Annotated in this window: 14 protein-coding genes; 11 read left to right on the top strand and 3 right to left on the bottom strand. The window is 47.4% G+C overall.

Annotated features, from left to right (window positions below; translation table 11 throughout):
* The first annotated feature begins 76 nt into the window (after positions 1-76).
* Positions 77-652 (top strand): aldolase/citrate lyase/malate synthase family protein, encoded by a 576-nt coding sequence (locus TW84_RS11115; protein ID WP_045975705.1) that lies wholly within the window; start codon positions 77-79, stop codon positions 650-652.
* 391 nt (positions 653-1,043) lie between these two features.
* Complete coding sequence (locus TW84_RS11110) at positions 1,044-2,870, top strand: M4 family metallopeptidase (RefSeq protein WP_045975704.1); 1,827 nt, start codon at positions 1,044-1,046, stop codon at positions 2,868-2,870.
* A gap of 149 nt (positions 2,871-3,019) precedes the next feature.
* On the opposite strand, the gene TW84_RS11105 is transcribed toward TW84_RS11110, so the two are convergent.
* Together TW84_RS11105 and TW84_RS11100 are read right to left on the bottom strand one after the other, a co-directional pair.
* Positions 3,020-4,096: a nickel/cobalt transporter gene (locus TW84_RS11105; protein ID WP_420806542.1), complete on the bottom strand. Its 1,077-nt coding sequence runs from the start codon at positions 4,094-4,096 to the stop codon at positions 3,020-3,022.
* 31 nt (positions 4,097-4,127) lie between these two features.
* The gene (locus TW84_RS11100; RefSeq protein WP_052707916.1) at positions 4,128-4,739 is read right to left on the bottom strand and encodes a DUF1007 family protein; all 612 of its coding nucleotides are present in this window, start codon (positions 4,737-4,739) and stop codon (positions 4,128-4,130) included.
* Positions 4,740-5,315: 576 nt separating this feature from the next.
* Here TW84_RS11100 and TW84_RS11095 point away from each other — a divergent pair.
* The 9 genes from TW84_RS11095 (at position 5,316) to TW84_RS11055 (ending at position 16,335) form a co-directional block, all read left to right on the top strand.
* Positions 5,316-9,611, top strand: coding sequence for a LysM peptidoglycan-binding domain-containing protein (locus tag TW84_RS11095; protein WP_045975703.1), 4,296 nt, complete (start codon positions 5,316-5,318; stop codon positions 9,609-9,611).
* A 54-nt stretch (positions 9,612-9,665) separates the two neighbouring features.
* Positions 9,666-10,403 (top strand): hypothetical protein, encoded by a 738-nt coding sequence (locus TW84_RS11090; protein ID WP_045975702.1) that lies wholly within the window; start codon positions 9,666-9,668, stop codon positions 10,401-10,403.
* Positions 10,404-10,528: 125 nt separating this feature from the next.
* Positions 10,529-11,260, top strand: coding sequence for a hypothetical protein (locus TW84_RS11085; RefSeq protein WP_045975701.1), 732 nt, complete (start codon positions 10,529-10,531; stop codon positions 11,258-11,260).
* Between the two features lie 124 nt (positions 11,261-11,384).
* A complete protein-coding gene (locus TW84_RS11080; protein WP_045975700.1) occupies positions 11,385-12,122 on the top strand; it encodes a hypothetical protein in 738 nt (245 codons plus the stop codon).
* Positions 12,123-12,246: 124 nt separating this feature from the next.
* Positions 12,247-12,996, top strand: coding sequence for a hypothetical protein (locus TW84_RS11075; protein ID WP_045975699.1), 750 nt, complete (start codon positions 12,247-12,249; stop codon positions 12,994-12,996).
* Positions 12,997-13,120: 124 nt separating this feature from the next.
* Positions 13,121-13,864: a hypothetical protein gene (locus TW84_RS11070; protein ID WP_045975698.1), complete on the top strand. Its 744-nt coding sequence runs from the start codon at positions 13,121-13,123 to the stop codon at positions 13,862-13,864.
* A 124-nt stretch (positions 13,865-13,988) separates the two neighbouring features.
* Positions 13,989-14,720, top strand: coding sequence for a hypothetical protein (locus TW84_RS11065; protein ID WP_045975697.1), 732 nt, complete (start codon positions 13,989-13,991; stop codon positions 14,718-14,720).
* Between the two features lie 125 nt (positions 14,721-14,845).
* Positions 14,846-15,586 (top strand): hypothetical protein, encoded by a 741-nt coding sequence (locus TW84_RS11060; protein WP_045975696.1) that lies wholly within the window; start codon positions 14,846-14,848, stop codon positions 15,584-15,586.
* 17 nt (positions 15,587-15,603) lie between these two features.
* Positions 15,604-16,335, top strand: a complete 732-nt coding sequence (locus TW84_RS11055; protein WP_045975695.1) for a hypothetical protein — start codon at positions 15,604-15,606, stop codon at positions 16,333-16,335.
* A gap of 239 nt (positions 16,336-16,574) precedes the next feature.
* On the opposite strand, the gene TW84_RS24550 is transcribed toward TW84_RS11055, so the two are convergent.
* Positions 16,575-17,069, bottom strand: a 495-nt coding sequence (locus TW84_RS24550) for a hypothetical protein (RefSeq protein WP_045975694.1), incomplete at its 5' end; no start/stop codon positions are given.

Here is a 17,069-nt window from a genome sequence, read left to right as displayed (position 1 = left end):
TGCAATCAGTTAAACGCAAGTTTGAAATATTTGCTCTAGGACAGGAAAGTTGTGAAATATCCGCGAGGGAAACACTATGAATATGCTTACTTTCGATAAAACAGACATCCAAAAGCAAGACAAGCCATTTATCGCTGAAGCAGTCTTCGCGGTAGAAAATATGAACGCTAATCACACCATTGAAAAGCAAGTAAAGGCGAAACAATTGTTAGATCGCTTGTTCCCGCTTGAGAGTGGATCACACAAAGACGTGACCGCCTACGTTATCGACTATCGTCACGTGATGGCGTATTTCAAAGATGGCAGCCACAGTGGTTTGAAGCATCCTAAACATTTTGTTGCTTACACTGGTGAAAAAGAGAACCCAGAATCCATCCTATACCGAGATGGTACAGGTAGCCATGTTGAGCTGACATTTGGTAAGCACAAAGGGACAGGCTGTGTCGAGCTGATAGACATTGAAGATATCCAACTGGAAACCTGCACCATGTTTCCCCAAGACAGCAGTGAGATTTCTGCAATGCGACACTGGATCAGCTTGGTCAAAGGGGATGAAAAAGGCAAACCTCGTGCCTGTACTGAGCAGAAAGAGTACACCGCGAAAAATGGTGACGACTATGACTTAGAGTGTTGCTACACGCTAACTCGCTAATCTGACTATAATTAATTCTATTGACAAGGGCTCCGCGTTAGGCGGGGCCTTTATTGTATCTGACGTTCTGTAAATTTATGAAATAAAAAGGAAAAATGTGACTGAGTGTCACGTATGAATAATGATAGAAATGTGTCATCTTTTTATTGCACAAAAATATCATTAGTCACTATCTCATTGTTTTTCTGGTTACAAATTGATCGCTTGTTCATTATTCACGAATTTAATGAGTGTTTTGTGTGAATTTTTGTTGCCACTACTCGGATACTATTTTTGTATGTGGCTTGCTTGATTGCACTGTCATCATCCATGTTATTGATGCGAGCTATCGCAGTGACACTTCCTATTGAGTCGTTGGGGAGAAGGATTTTTATACCAATAACAGGAAAGTATGATGAAACAACGTCAAATGCTCTGGCTGATTGCCGCTGGATTAGGAGCTAGCCTACCAGTGACGGCCGCAGAGATGGTTAAAGTAGACAGTGATGCATTACTACAACAAGCACTTAAAGCTCAGTCAAACAGCGTCGTTCCGTTGGAAACTGGCTTCGCTGAAGTGAAACGCGTCGTTTTGCCGAATGGTAAAGTCAAAGTTCGTTATCAACAGACACACATGGGCCTACCAGTATTTAACACCTCTGTGGTTGCCACTCAGACCAAAAGCAGCCAGAGTGAAGTTTACGGCGTGATGGCACAGGGAATCAGTGGTGACTTGTCAACAGTCGCTCCCGCTCTGGACGAGAAACAAGCTATCGCAGCAGCGAAAAATGCGTTTAAGAAGCACTCTCTTGGCGCTTCAGATGCACCGTTCGAAAATTCTAAAACTAAGCTGATGGTGTGGCTTGATGACTCTCAAACCGCAAAAGTCGTCTACATGGTAGACTTCTTTGTTGCAGCAAAAGTACCAAGACGCCCATTTTACTTGGTTGATGCCACTACAGGCGAAGTGCTGAAACATTGGGAAGGCATAAACCACGCTCAAGCGACAGGCACAGGCCCTGGTGGTAACGAAAAGACGGGTCAATACAACTACGGTACGGATTTCCCAGGGTTTATCGTCGATAAATCAGGCACCACTTGTACGATGAACATTTCAGCGGTAAAAACCGTTGATTTGAAAGGGAGAACGTCAGGCAGTACCCCATTCAGCTACCCATGTAGTGATGATACCAACTACAACGACAATAGATTTACTAATGGCGCGTATTCGCCTCTAAACGACGCGCATTACTTTGGTAAAGTTGTGTTTGATATGTTCCAAGATTGGATGAACACATCGCCGCTAACTTTCCAGCTCACCATGCGTGTTCACTATGGTACCGACTACGAAAACGCATTCTGGAACGGTTCATCAATGACGTTTGGTGATGGTAAAGACAGGTTCTATCCGCTGGTGGATATCAACGTCAGTGCGCATGAAGTGAGCCATGGCTTTACTGAGCAAAACTCAGGGTTAGTGTATTCCAATATGTCCGGTGGTATGAACGAAGCGTACTCTGATATTGCTGGTGAAGCGGCGGAATTCTACATGAAAGGTTCTGTTGACTGGATTGTTGGTGCCGATATCTTTAAGTCTTCCGGTGGTTTACGCTACTTCGATCTTCCATCGAAAGATGGCCGCTCAATCGACCACGCTTCTCAGTACTACAATGGCCTGAACGTCCATTACTCAAGTGGTGTATACAACCGTGCGTTCTACTTGTTGGCGAACAAAGCAGGTTGGGATGTGCGTAAAGGTTTCGAAATCTTTACTTTGGCAAACCAACTTTACTGGACAGCAAACAGCACGTTCGATGCAGGTGCTTGTGGTGTAGCAAAAGCCGCCGCTGATATGGGTTACACAGTAGCGGACGTGGAAGATGCGTTCACTACAGTTGGCGTCAATGCGTCTTGTGGTACGACGCCTCCACCAACAGGCGATGTATTGGTCAAAGGTACGCCAGTAACTAACCTATCTGGCGCGAGCTCTTCTGAGGTTTTCTACACCTTTACTGTCGACTCAGCGTCTAGCGTTGTGGTGTCTATCTCTGGTGGTACGGGCGATGCGGACCTTTATCTAAAAGCAGGCAGCAAACCCACAACAGGTAGCTATGATTGTCGTCCATACCGTTATGGCAACAGCGAACAGTGCAGTCTATCAGCCACACCAGGTACCACTTACCACGTGATGCTAAGAGGCTACTCTAGCTACTCTGGTGTAACTCTAAGACTCGATTAATAAAACAAAACACAACATCGTAAATCAAAGGGCTCCTTCTGGAGTCCTTTGTTTTTGTCTAAAGCCTCAAGCGCTACGATCATCGAATGGACCTTTTCACATTCGGTAAAGCACCATCAGCCAGCACTCAGCGTCTTTGAGCGTAACGGCTATACCGAAAGCATCGGTGACACGCCGTAATGTTCTCCAGCCATCAGCAATACACCAAACACCATGAGAATTAAGCCGCCAAACAGTTGCAGATAAGCGCCAGCAACAGCCCAGCCTCTACTTTTATTATCGGTGTTGGTAAGGTAGCGCTTAACCACATGTTTACCCGTCAACGTCATGATGGCAATCAAAGAGGTAGTTAACGCAGTGCCCGCTGCCATTAGGATCGCACTCACAACGCCCATCCAATACAAATCGGCAACATTGGCAAAAAGCAGCACCATAATCGCGCCCGTGCATGGTCGTATGCCAATAGCACTGATAATGGCAAGGTACTCGCGCCATGTAGAAGCCTGATTAATCGCGTCGGCCTGAGCGACATGGTTATGACCACACCCACAAGTATGCCCATGCTGATGGACGTTTGGAGCTAGGCTGAGAGAAGGTTGGCCGGTTGCGCTGCCGCCAATAAGTGAGGTTTTTGCTGAGGAAAGCGCCTCTATGGGTCTAACCGAATGAACGCGAATCTGAGGTTTGCGCATCGACTGATAAATCTTTTTCACGGCTTTGAACAGAATTAAACCACCGAATAACGCGACTAGGCCAAAACTGATGGTGACAAACAGCGAAGCTTGCTGGTTGACGACCCGCATGGAGGCACTGAAACCCCAGACTAAGACGGTGACCAATCCAATCGCGACTAAAGCTTGAACCATGGCGGACACCACAGTGATCATCAAGCTGGCTTTCACCTTAGTAGGGTGAGTGGCTAAATAGGTGGTCACAATCACTTTCCCATGCCCTGGACCAAGGGAGTGAAGCATGCCGTACAAAAAGCTAAACCCAATCAGATAACCTCCGGCAACCATCGTATTTTGTTTGGCGTCATAGAGTAAGTCTGCCAGTTGAGTATTGACCTCCCGTTGCCAATGCAGTGTGTTTACGACCAGTGTCGGCCACGCCAGCCAGAGTTGGTAAAGTCCTATCGCCAATATAGCGGCGACAGCAAAGGCGACAAGCCAAGCCCGATAAGGGCGAGAAGAAGTGCATTCTTGACGCGCTTGAGTGTTAATCATCAGCGTTTTCATATCGATACTCGTACATTCATTATTCAACGGAAGGGAAGCTGGCACAGCGGATCTTGACGGTCTGGGTAAACAACTGGCCTAGTGCATTGTCCGGGTCGGCATCCGCAGAGAGAGACATGGCGTAGCTCATTTGTTCAGACGTTGGGTTCGGTTCTATCAGCTCTAGATGACAGTCCTGAGCCAAATCGGGGGACAAGGTCACGTCATTGGAGGATCTCCACGTCATGCCGACATAATAGCTGGGTTCAAAAATCAGCAAGCGCAGCGAGTCACTAGTGATCGGGTGTGGTGTGGCAAGTGGCAGTTCAAAGCTTAGCACCAGTTTTGCCCGTTCTCGGCGCAGTGTGCCATTCTGAGCCGTTTTGTACTTAATCGGCGTTTCGCCATCGTAGAAATAGGTAAAGTAGTGTTCATTCAACATATTGTCGAGTACCGAAGCAGAGACCGCCTGCAAAGAGGCCTGCTGATTTTCAGCGCTCATATCTTTTCCATCCAGCATGTAAGCGGAGGTCATAGCGTCAAATGTCCATTCCATTTTTAAACCAGTGATCATGCCATTTTGGCCTTGAATATCGGTCTTCAAGTTGATCCAAGAGTGGGGGTGAGCTTGTACAGAAGCAGTCATCATCATTGCGATCAAAAGCCAGCACTGACGACACCAAGGAAGTTGAAAAAAAACCCAATGGGCCAAGGATAAGCCACGGAATGTGGTGCGAATATCAGTGGTCGGCTTTATCTGGTGCAACCATTGCTTGAAGATGTGTTCGAGTGTATTCATGCTGACGAAATCGGCTTTATTGTTATGTTATAACGTATGATGCATGAAGAATGGAAAAGTTCAATATGGGACATTTTATAAATTGTCACAATTGGGACGAGATAGACTTAAATCGAACACAGAGTTGATTCATTCATCATTGAGCGTGCTTAAGCTCTGCAGCGGTGAAGTTTTGCTCGTGGGGAATGTTTGCTTCCGTGGGAAGGGGCCAATCGGGAAGAGTAATATCCCACTCAATTCGGTATAGAATAGGCGCCATATTGAGTATTGATCGCATCGTTTAGTAATTTAGATAAAAACACTAAACATTCCGACGTTTTACCTACAGATTATGGGCAACGAATCGCATAAAATGCCTCTCAACTTTTGATTGAGAGTATTGGCATTGTGAGTAAACCATCCGACCTGTTTAAAACACGAAGACCTCATATGAGTGCAGGCTACAAGCCTATCATTGAAGAGAAACCGATTGGCCCGATGCCGGCCATGTGTCCAATCGAAGAGAAGGAGCCGGCTTTCGCTTACGCGGTCGAATACGCGTGCGAACAAAGCTTGTACAGCAAAGGGGTCGAGCCGCATATAGGTGGCCTGCTAGGTAGGACCGAGCAAGAAGGTCCGCTCTCTCAATGGCTCAATGTCGCCAATGGCCCCCATACTCGCAGTATTCTCTCGATAGAAAAGCAAGAAGCCAAACGATTGTGGGTCGGATGGAATGCACCGCTTCAGGCCGACGTCCGTTGGTCAGACATCACGCCTCAAGACAAAGATAACCTTACTATCGAATACGCTTTTGTGCCGATTCGCCCCGCGATCCAAAGTGGTGAAATGCTCGGCCTACCGACCGAAGGCTATTTGTACCATTTTATTGATGGTGAACTGCTGCATGAATACCGCTTCCAAGGGGAAACTAAGTATCACTTTTTGATCACGAAGAGCACAGCGGGGGCCATGAATCCAGAGCCCGCAACCAAGTTTGGCATCGACTTTGTCTTGGCCCTGTGGAAGCGAGAGGGGCAGGTAGTGGTCGACCAACACTTGCTGTTTAGTCGGAAAGCTATGGATGACCAAGCCATGTCGGCGGTAGACGCGGCCTTTTTAAATGAGCATGGCGTCAAGCTCGATATGGACGCCATCATCCCTTTGACCAAAGGGCATGTTTTGGAAGACGTTAGCCGGCGAGCCGCTCATAAGGCGGCTCAAGGGGAAACCCTAGAGCAGATTGCTCAGCAGCACGGCGTCTCTCTTGAGACCTTGCAAGACTTAAACCCAACCTTGCCATTATCGCCACTGGACAAAGGGGCCGTCATCTACACCGAGCCGGTAGGAGTTTACAACCATGCTCTGGACGTTGGCTACCCAGCCTTCAGTGCCCTGCTCAGTGAAGGGCTGCTATCGATAGACCGCATCGCCCGTGAGAAACCGTTTCCCGTGGTAAAGGTGGCCAGTTCAAACAAGAGTGCCTTTGCCGCCTTGGCTCCGGTGCGTTATGCCATCGACAACCGAGACCCAAAGACACTTAATCATGAGGTAGTTAAAGGGCTCAACCCCATCACTGACACCAAGCTCTTCCCGGGAGGGGTGCTGCGCTCAGACAAAATCCCTTATACCTTACGGCAGCTGCGCGATGGCTGGCTCTATGCCCTAAGCCAAGATCCCGAGACCGACGCCTGGTCTGTGGCCGAATACCAAGTCGTCAAAGGCGAGTTCAAACGCTTTGTTGGTGACCTTGCCGAAACGCGATATAACGCAGAGGCTGAAAAGCCGCAGGCTTACGTGCTTTATCAAACTGATCGGCCTTATTTTGTCGGTTATGCGAGCCAGCGCTGGACACAAAACCTGCAAGATTTCTACACAGGCGATACTCCAGAGAGCCAACAAGCGAGACAAGAGTGGTTGCGCGATATCACCGCCTCAACGCACCGCCTGCCGATTGAAAAAATCTCAAAAGAGGTGGCTGACGTCGGCAAAGAAGACTTAAACGCTTTTTATTGGACCTGCGCGTCCCCCTCGATCACCGAAGTCGATGAACAAGGGCTTATCACCCCACTGCAGCCCGCTTACCTTACCAGCTACCAGTATCAAGTGCCGATATTATGCGCTCATCATTTTGTTGCTCTGGATGACCCCTTGGCTGACTTCACCGACCTGCACCTGCGCCTGTCGCAATCGGTATTGCCCTTATTGCAAGACGACCACTCTCAGCGAAAAACCGTGGTGGCGGAAGCCATTCGGAGCTTGGTGCGCATTTCACTGCCACCGGGTACCTTAGACAGTGTGCCAGTCGACAAGGTGGTTGAGGTCGAGCAAGACCTAGATACCTGTTTGGAGTACCATTACTCTCAAGTGCAATTGAAGAAATCCGATAACATCAGCAATTTCGGAGGAGGAGCTGGCCTGTATGCACGAGCACATCGCCTCAGCTTAGCCTACACTGAAGCCAGAGCCAGACTGAATGAATACGGTATTGCACCAGCTCTACTGGAGTCACGCTTTAAGGAGTATGCTGAGCGGCGCAAAGCGCACCGCCAAGTCAACTGGGCAGACTTAGACACCTTCTATAAAGGCTACCTAAGCACCCTTCATCACTTCGTGCCGATGATAAAGCACGACGCGCCACACGTGATAGAGGCCATCGCCGCCTTAGGCACCGACCCACGGCGCTTTGGCCTCGACGTCGGCGAGCATGCTCACCACCTGGTTTTAAGCACCCTAATGGATGCGGTACTCAATGATTTAGAGTTGAGTGTCCAGCACGTGGCTGGGTTGAGCGACAGCATTGATGAGTTGCTCACCGATCCGGATAACTTGTTAGGCTTGGCCTCTTACGGCTTCTCGTCGGAGATATATGTCGCCACTGATAAACTGTTCAAGGACGTGGCCTTTTCTGACTTTACCAATGAAACGCGTATCCCACTGAGTGGGTTCATCTCGGCGTTTAACGACGTGATTGGGTTCAGCGACCCTAATTCGGCCTTGTTTACGGCGACGAAGAACCTACTCATCCCCCTTGAAAGGCAAATCAATCAGGCCAAACAAGCGGTCACGGATAAAGGGGATAAAGCGGTGCGCAGCCTACAAATGCTGCGCTTTCGTATCATTAACCGCGTGATGAAACTGCCGGGTTTGTCGGCGCGCCGCGCCATGGCGATGTCGCTGTGGGGGCAAGCCCAAATGAGCAGTGGTAAGGTACTTCTCAATGAGGGCCTGAGTGCGAAAATGCAAACCGCCAATGGCCGTTACCACCAGTTGTTAATGGAAGCGCACAGTACCAATACAGCCTTGTCCAAGCTCCCGGCTGAATCGCCGGAACATCGCCGAATGTCGAAGTCGCTACGTCAGATAAACAAACAGATCAGCCGCTATGTGGAGTCTATCCCGCCGGTGTTCAGCGAATACCAGAGCCAATCCGTGAGCAAATACACCTTCAGTAACGCCGCAAGCGAGGTTAATGGTGCCTTTAATCGCATCGGAGGCATGGATTTGGTGGTCGCGGCCTTAAACCTGATTAACTTCGCTTCACAAATGCAAACCTTGCAAGAGATGGAAAAGTCGGCCCCTTACCCGGATACGCGCAAACAACAAATGACCGTGACTTACAGTGTCGCGTGGTTTATTAATAACACGGGTGCGGTAGTAAAAGGGCTATCGCTAAGTAAAATTCAAGGCAACGTTGATCTAATGCAGAATACGCTAAAGACCCTCAAAACCAGCAAGATCAAAGGGGTAGAAGTAATCGATGCTCTTAACGCTCAGCGCTATATTGCTCACTCACTGATTGCTGGGGCTGCGGGGGTGATTGCCGCGGGTCTTGAAGGTTGGCAAGTTGCCGAAGATATCTCCGCATCAAAAAATTCGTTAGAAAAAGCGCTATTGATTGGCAAAGCAGGCGCGCTCGGAATGCAGGCTTCGAGTTGGGGTTATCTGGTCGTTAACTCGCTGAGAAGTCGTTTTGGAACCCTCGCTATTGGTAGCGTGCTCAATGGGTGGATCTTAGCCCTTAACTTCTGGGGCGCGGCTCTCTATGCAGTGGTGACCGTGCTCCTGCTGCTGACTAAAAGAACCGAGTTGGAAACCTGGCTGCGCCATTCAATATGGGGCAAAGAGCCAGACCTTAGCCGCAGCGCCGCAGATGAGTACCACGATTTATTAACCCTGATTAACCAGCCATCAATCACATTTCGTACCACTAAGCGCGAGATTGATAGAGCGGATTCGCCAAATAGCGTGACCGTCAACTTTGCAAAGGAGATCACCATTCTTCTGCCTAACGCTTATGACAATGAAGTGGTAAGCTTGTGTATCGAGACTGGCTTTAAGCCGTCGGATTATCAAAGCCTGACCACTCACACCTTATTTAGTGGCAAAGTGACACGCGATAAAAATGAGCCTACACTGTGCCGCTACCACTTACCCTTACCTAAACCGCTGCAACACCTAGTGGCACAAGGGCAAGGCACGGTCAGGCAAGAGCAGGTCAACGTGTTTGTTGGTCGCCATGCTAATAACCCGTATGATAACGGCCATGCACTCGCCAGCGTTTACCAAGCGCAATCCTTAGCGGAGGTTGTGGATGGCAACGGCAAGTACAGACCTATGGTAGAGCTAGCGGAGTCAAAGCTATCACTGATGCCAACCCATCAGGCCCAACTGCGTATGCCGCCAATGCCAACCCAAACAGAGCCTAGTGTGGGTGAACCAGCCCAAAAACAGGGTAAAGAGGAATAGCTTTATGCCATCGCAAATTAAAACCTATCCGGTAAAAGTGGAGGAGCCTAACTAATGGATGTGTCTGTAGACTCGTTACCAGCACTGACCCCAGAGTATCAACAAGCCCAGCAGCAAGCGGTACAAGATGCCAAGGTGATCTATCAATTTGAAGTAGTCAAAGTGCCGCCTATTGATTATTGGGCAATCTCGATATGGGTAGCGACAGCGGTCCTACTTTTGTGGTTAGGCTCTTTAATAGGTTGGGTAGGCATTGTTTTGTTTTCCATTCTTGTCTTCGCGCTGAGCAGTTACTATTACTACGCTGGCAATCCAGATATAAAACAAACAGTAACCTTAACCGAAAAAGGGATAATAGTCACAGACCTGACTCTCGTCCCTGATGCCTGCTTTGCCGCCTTACGTTATTCTGGCTATGCCGGTATTGCTATTTCGATTATTGGTGTGGTGCTGGTCGGGCCAATGATGTTTGTTGGCGCCGGCGCTGGGCTATTAATGTCGTTTAAAATGGCCGGAGTGGTAAATAGACCCAAGCAACAGGTGCTGCCGTTTAACTCTCTACTTAGCTATGAGTTTTATATCGCACCCGCTATAAAATATAAAAACAACCTTGTTCAGTGGCATATGTCCCCAATGATCGAAATGGATCATGATGAGGATGACGAAGAAGCAAGAAACCTTTATCGCTCCAATCGAAACTTTTACTTTTTGTATTTTGCCGCTTCGTATGAAGAGCAAGCTCGAATCGTAAAACACTTAGCCCCTTTTCTTAATGTTGTCGAGGAAGAGTAAGTATTCACGGGCTTCCTAAACAGCAAGCCTATGTGTGCTGGCGGTGTAATTGGGTTCGGCGAGCTAGAGAGTGCGTGCTAAACAAGAAGTAACAGCTATCAGGTACAAATGGAGGTGCCTAACTAATGTATGTATCTGTAGACTCGTTACCAGAATTGACTCCAGAGTATCAACAAGCCCAGCAGCAAGCGGTACAAGATGCTAAGGTAGTCTATCAATTTGAAGTAGTAAAAGTGCCGCCTACCGATTATGGGGCAATCATAATATGGCTAGCGACAGCTAGCTTTATTTTGTGGATTGGCTCCCAATTAGGATGGATTGGAATAATTGCATTTTCATTGTTCGTTTTCGCGCTGAGTAGTTACTATTACTACGCTGGCAACCCAGATACAAAACAAACAGTAACCCTAACCGAAAAAGGTATGATAGTCACAGACCTGACTCTCGTCCCTGACGCCTGCTTTGCTGCTTTACGTTACTATGGCTATGCCGGTATTGCTATTTCGCTTATCGGTGTGGTGCTGGTGGGGCCGATGATGTTTGTTGGCGCCGGCGCTGGTCTATTGATGTCGTTTAAAATGGCCGGAGTAGTCAATAGACCTAGGCAGCGAGTATTGCCGTTTAACTCTCTACTTAACTATGAGTTTTACATTGCAGGCATCCAATATAAAAACAACCTTGTTCATTGGCATATGTTCCCAATGATCGAAATGGATGATAATGACGATGACAGTGAAGAAGACCTTTATAACGCCAATGTAAACTTTTACTTGTCAAGTTATGCCGCCTCCCACGAGGAGCAAGCTCAAATAGTAAAACACTTAGCCCCCTTTATTACTGTTGTCGAGGAAGAGTAAATATTCACGGGCTTCCTAAATAGCTAGCCTGTGTGTGCAGGCGGTGTAAGTGGTTGTCGGCGAGCTAGAGAGTGCGCTAAACACCAAGTAACAGCTATCAGGTACAAGTGGAGGTGCCTAACTAATGTATGTATCTGTAGACTCGTTACCGGAGCTGACCCCAGAGTATCAACAAGCCCAACAGCAAGCGGTACAAGATGCCAAGGTGGTCTATCAATTTGAAGTAGTAAAAGTGCCTCCTACCGATTATGGGGCAATCATAATATGGCTAGTGACCGCTGGCTTTATTTTTTGGGTTGGCACCCTAGTAGGATGGGTTGGCATTGTTTTGTTTTCCATACTTGTCTTCGCGCTGAGTAGTTACTACTACTACGCCGGCAATCCAGATACAAAACAAACAGTAACCCTAACCGAAAAAGGGATGATAGTCACAGACCTGACTCTCGTCCCTGATGCCTGCTTTGCTGCTTTACGTTACTCTGGCTATGCCGGTATTGCTATTTCGCTTATCGGTGTGGTGCTGGTCGGGCCGATGATGTTTGTTGGCGCCGGCGCTGGGCTGTTAATGTCGTTTAAAATGGCCGGAGTAGTCAATAGACCTCGGCAGCGAGTGTTGCCGTTTAATTCTTTGCTTAACTATGAATTTCGTATTGCACCTTGCATCCAATATAAAAACAACCTTGTTCAGTGGCATATGTCCCCAATGATCGAAATGGTTCATGCTGAGGATGATGAAGAAGGTAGAGACCTTTATCGCTCCAATCGAAACTTTTACTTTTTAAGTTATGCCGCCTCCCTCGAGGAGCAAGCTCGAATAGTAAAACACTTAGCCCCCTTTCTTAATGTTGTCGAGGAAGAGTAAGCATTTACAGGCTTTCTGAACAGCAAGCCTATGTGTGCTGGCGGTGTAAGTGGCTGTCGCCTAGCTATAGAGTGCGCTAAACACGAAGTAACAGCTATCAGGTACAAGTGGAGGTGCCTAACTGATGTATGTATCTGTAGACACGTTACCAGAGCTGACCCCAGAGTATCAACAAGCCCAGCAGCAAGCGGTACAAGATGCCAAGTTAGTCTATCAATTTGAAGTGGTAAAGGTGCCTCCTACCGATTACTGGACTATTTCTTTATGGTCGTTGTTTGGGGCAGGTTCTTTATGGCTTGTATGGTGGGCGGTATCCGATGGCCTCTGGACGCTCGCTGTCATTATTTTATGTTTGACTGCCGGTATACTGTCGTACTTATATTACGCTGGTAACCCAGATACAAAACAAACAGTAACCTTAACCGAAAAAGGGATGATAGTCACAGACCTGACTCTCGTCCCTGATGCCTGCTTTGCCGCCTTACGTTACTCGGGCTATGCTGGTATTGCTATTTCGCTTATCGGTGTGGTGCTGGTCGGGCCGATGATGTTTGTTGGCGCCGGCGCTGGGCTATTGATGTCGTTTAAAATGGCCGGAGTAGTCAATAGACCTAGGCAGCGGGTGTTGCCGTTTAATTCTCTGCTTAACTATGAATTTCGTATTGCACCTTGCATCCAATATAAAAACAACCTTGTTCAGTGGCATATGTCCCCAATGATCGAAATGGTTCATGCTGAGGATGATGAAGAAGGTAGAGACCTTTATCGCTCCAATCGAAACTTTTACTTTTTAAGCTATGCCGCCTCCCTCGAGGAGCAAGCTACAATCGTAAAACACTTAGCCCCCTTTATTACTGTTGTCGAGGAAGAGTAAGTATTCACGGGCTTCCTAAACAGCAAGCCTGTGTTTGCTGGCGGTGTAATTGGGTTCGGCGAGCTATAGAGTGCGCTAAACACGAAGTAACAGCTAATCAGGTACAAATGGAGGTGCCTAACTAATGGATGTGCCTGTAGACTCGTTACCAGAGCTGACCCCAGAGTATCGACAAGCCCAGCTTCAAGCGGTACAAGATGCCAAGGTAGTCTATCAATTTGAAGAGGTGATAGTTCCTGCTACCGATTACGGCACAATTTCTATATGGTCGTTGTTTGGCTTATTTTCCTTATGGATGATGTGGATCGCAGTACAAGACGGTCTCTGGGCAGGTGTTCTTCTGGTTATATTGTTTTCCGGAGGCTTTCTGACGTACTGCTATTTTGCCGGTAACCCAGATACACAACAAAAAGTAACCCTAACCGAAAAAGGGATAATAGTCACCGAGCTGACTTTAGTCCCTGATGCCTGCTTTGCTGCCTTACGTTACTCTGGTTATGCCGGTATTGCTATTTCGCTTATTGGTGTGGTGCTGGTTGGGCCGATGATGTTTGTTGGCGCCGGCGCTGGGCTATTAATGTCGTTTAAAATGGCTGGTGTAGTCAATAGACCTAGGCAGCGAGTGCGGCCTTTTGCCCCTAACGCAAGTTATAGCATTTATATCGTTCCTGAAGGCCGTTATAAACACGGACTGATTGAATCCCAATTGTTGCCGAAGATAGAAAAAGCAGTGGATAGTGAAGAGAATAAGGCGATTTATCGGGAAAATAGGATATTTTATTCCTTTTGCTGTATCGCTTCTCCTGAAGTGCAAGAACAGTTTTTAAAACACTTAAAACAATTGGTTACCCTTACAGAAGAAGAGTAAGTATTTACAGGCTTTCTGAACAGCAAGCCTATGTGTGCTGGCGGTGTAATTGGGTTCGGCGAGCTAGAGAGTGCGCTAAACACGAAGTAACAGCTAATCAGGTACAAATGGAGGTGCCTAACTAATGGATGTGCCTGTAGACTCGTTACCAGAGCTGACCCCAGAGTATCGAAAAGCCCAGCTTCAAGCGGTACAAGATGCCAAGGTGGTCTATCAATTTGAAGAGGTGATAGTTCCTGCTACCGACTATGGGGCAATCTTACTATGGCTAGTGTTAGTGGGCTTTATTTTGTGGTTAGGCACACTACTAGGGTGGCTTGGAATGACGGTGTTTACCTTGCTTGCTTTTGCTTTGGCTAGCTACTTATATTACGCCGGCAACCCAGATACAAAACAAACAGTAACCTTAACCGAAAAAGGGATAATAGTCACCGAGCTTACTCTCGTCCCTGACGCCTGCTTTGCTGCTTTACGTTACTCTGGCTATGCCGGTATTGCTATTTCGCTTATCGGTGTGGTGCTGGTCGGGCCGATGATGTTCGTTGGCGCCGGCGCTGGGCTATTAATGTCGTTTAAAATGGCCGGTGTAGTCAATAGACCTAGGCAGCGAGTGCGGCCTTTTGCCCCTAACGCAAGTTATAGCATTTATATCGTTCCTGAAGGCCGTTATAAACACGGACTGATTGAATCCCAATTGTTGCCGAAGATAGAAAAAGCAGTGGAGAGTGAAGAGAAGAAGGCGATTTATCGGGAAAATAGGATATTTTATTCCTTTTGCTGTATCGCTTCTCCTGAAGTGCAAGAACAGTTTTTAAAACACTTAAAACAATTGGTTATCCTTACAGAAGAAGAGTGAGCATTCACAGGCTTCCTAAACAGCAAGCCTATGTGTGCTGGCGGTGTAAGTGGGTTCCGCGAGCTAGAGAGTGCGTGCTAAACAAGAAGTAACAGCTATCAGGTACAAGTGGAGGTGCCTAACTGATGTATATATCTTTAGACGCTTTGCCAGAGCTAACCCCAGAGTATCAACAAGCCCAGCTTCAAGCGGTACAAGATGCCAAGGTGGTCTATCAATTTGAAGAGGTGATAGTTCCTGCTACTGATTATTGGGCAATCTCGATATGGGTAGCGACAGCTGGCCTACTTTTGTGGTTAGGCTCTTTAATAGGGTGGGTTGGCATTGTCTTGTTTTCCATACTTGTCTTCGCGCTGAGTAGTTACTACTACGCTGGCAACCCAGATACAAAACAAACAGTAACCCTAACCGAAAAAGGGATAATAGTCACAGACCTGACTCTCGTCCCTGACGCCTGCTTTGCTGCTTTACGTTACTCTGGCTATGCCGGTATTGCTATTTCGCTTATTGGTGTGGTGCTGGTGGGGCCGATGATGTTTGTTGGCGCCGGCGCTGGGCTATTAATGTCGTTTAAAATGGCTGGGGTTACTAATCAACCTAGAATCAGAGTTCGCCCTTTCAATCCTAACATTGAATATGAAATGGCTGACAATCAATGTATGAAGTTCAAAAATAACCTCATTCTTCGGCGAGTCGTGCCTCGTATAAGGCTAGAAAATGACGGTGGTGAAAAGGATGACCTGTTCAGCGATAACAAAGAATTTTATTTCCTGACCTATGCCAGTACAGAGCAAGAGCAAATAGAAATGATGCGCCACTTGAAGAGGTTCATCAAAGTTGAACATGAAGACTACTACCATCTGTAGTTGATGGTGCCTAACTAATGTATGTATCTGTTGACTCGTTACCGGAGCTAACCCCAGAGTATCAACAAGCCCAGCAGCAAGCGGTACAAGATGCCAAGGTAGTCTATCAATTTGAAGTAGTCAAAGTGCCGCCTACCGATTATGGGGCAATCATAATATGGCTAGCGACAGCTAGCTTTATTTTGTGGATTGGCTCCCAATTAGGATGGATTGGAATAATTGCATTTTCATTGTTCGTTTTCGCGCTGAGTAGTTACTACTATTACGCTGGTAACCCAGATGTAAAACAAACCGTGACCTTAACCGAAAAAGGCATGATAGTCACCGAGCTGACTCTGGTCCCTGACGCCTGCTTTGCCGCCTTACGCTACTCGGGCTATGTGGGCGTTGCTATTTCGCTTATCGGTGTGGTGCTGGTGGGGCCGATGATGTTTGTTGGCGCCGGCGCTGGGCTGTTAATGTCGTTTAAAATGGCCGGAGTAGTCAATATACCTAGGCAGCGAGTGTTGCCGTTTAATTCTTTGCTTAACTATCAATTCTACATTGCAGGCATCCAATATAAAAACAACCTTGTTCATTGGCATATGTTCCCAATGATCGAAATGGATGATAATGACGATGACAGTGAAGAAGACCTTTATAACGCCAATGTAAACTTTTACTTGTCAAGTTATGCCGCCTCCCACGAGGAGCAAGCTCAAATAGTAAAACACTTAGCCCCCTTTATTACTGTTGTCGAGGAAGAGTAAGTATTCACAGGTTTCCTAAACAGCAAGCCTTTTATATTTTATATTTAGGACACACACCAATAACTCACCAATAAATCGTTTTTCAGACATCAAATTTAAGCCAAAACAGCAGTGTTGCCCGGGCTTGGAGCCTGTGCTTGAAACACAATGGGGCATATCCGCGCTAGCCGACTAAAAGGCTTAGGGCGAACCACCGCCTCCAAACCTGTATGGTTTGTTACCTGCCCATTGAAAAACAATCAACGCGAGGTGAGAGTTTGCTCTGCCTTGAGCGTCTTAACGATGCCATCTCGCTGACTATCGCTCAACGGAAACCAGCGGTTCTTTTGGATCTGCGGTTCAGAGAGTACCTCAAGCAGTGCATCTGGGCTCAGTTTGGCCTTCCCGTATGCCACCAGTTCAATCGGCTGCGCGCACAAAGACTGCAAATGACAAATACATTGATCGACATCTTGGGTAAAACATAAATTATACGCATTTTGGTTCTGCATCTTGACTAAACAAAGGTCAGGAGTATCACGAGACGGGGAGCAGTGCTCGGTGAAGCGGTTGAGTTGCGCTTGTCTAATAAACGCTTCGAGCCAGCTATATTTGGACGCTTGTTTAGGGTCGGCCCCATAGAGCAGCGTCGATAAATCACGCATATGGGAGCGCATCGATTCAGGCTCGGTGTGAATACGGTAACAAATAGAATTGAGGACTTTCAGAACATGATCGGCCGTGAGCTTTGGCAT

Source organism: Vibrio neptunius (assembly GCF_000967495.1).
GTDB lineage: Bacteria > Pseudomonadota > Gammaproteobacteria > Enterobacterales > Vibrionaceae > Vibrio > Vibrio neptunius.
The sequence above is the reverse complement of the archived record's forward strand: the minus strand, read 5'-3'. Positions and strand labels throughout refer to the sequence as shown.

Excerpts from the sequence above, each read along its gene's own strand:
- TW84_RS11115 (WP_045975705.1), top strand. The coding sequence starts at position 77 with ATGAATATGCTTACTTTCGATAAAACAGACATCCAAAAGCAAGACAAG.
- TW84_RS11110 (WP_045975704.1), top strand. The coding sequence starts at position 1,044 with ATGATGAAACAACGTCAAATGCTCTGGCTGATTGCCGCTGGATTAGGA.
- TW84_RS11105 (WP_420806542.1), bottom strand. The coding sequence starts at position 4,096 with ATGATTAACACTCAAGCGCGTCAAGAATGCACTTCTTCTCGCCCTTAT.
- TW84_RS11100 (WP_052707916.1), bottom strand. The coding sequence starts at position 4,739 with ATGATGATGACTGCTTCTGTACAAGCTCACCCCCACTCTTGGATCAAC.
- TW84_RS11095 (WP_045975703.1), top strand. The coding sequence starts at position 5,316 with ATGAGTGCAGGCTACAAGCCTATCATTGAAGAGAAACCGATTGGCCCG.
- TW84_RS11090 (WP_045975702.1), top strand. The coding sequence starts at position 9,666 with ATGGATGTGTCTGTAGACTCGTTACCAGCACTGACCCCAGAGTATCAA.
- TW84_RS11085 (WP_045975701.1), top strand. The coding sequence starts at position 10,529 with ATGTATGTATCTGTAGACTCGTTACCAGAATTGACTCCAGAGTATCAA.
- TW84_RS11080 (WP_045975700.1), top strand. The coding sequence starts at position 11,385 with ATGTATGTATCTGTAGACTCGTTACCGGAGCTGACCCCAGAGTATCAA.
- TW84_RS11075 (WP_045975699.1), top strand. The coding sequence starts at position 12,247 with ATGTATGTATCTGTAGACACGTTACCAGAGCTGACCCCAGAGTATCAA.
- TW84_RS11070 (WP_045975698.1), top strand. The coding sequence starts at position 13,121 with ATGGATGTGCCTGTAGACTCGTTACCAGAGCTGACCCCAGAGTATCGA.
- TW84_RS11065 (WP_045975697.1), top strand. The coding sequence starts at position 13,989 with ATGGATGTGCCTGTAGACTCGTTACCAGAGCTGACCCCAGAGTATCGA.
- TW84_RS11060 (WP_045975696.1), top strand. The coding sequence starts at position 14,846 with ATGTATATATCTTTAGACGCTTTGCCAGAGCTAACCCCAGAGTATCAA.
- TW84_RS11055 (WP_045975695.1), top strand. The coding sequence starts at position 15,604 with ATGTATGTATCTGTTGACTCGTTACCGGAGCTAACCCCAGAGTATCAA.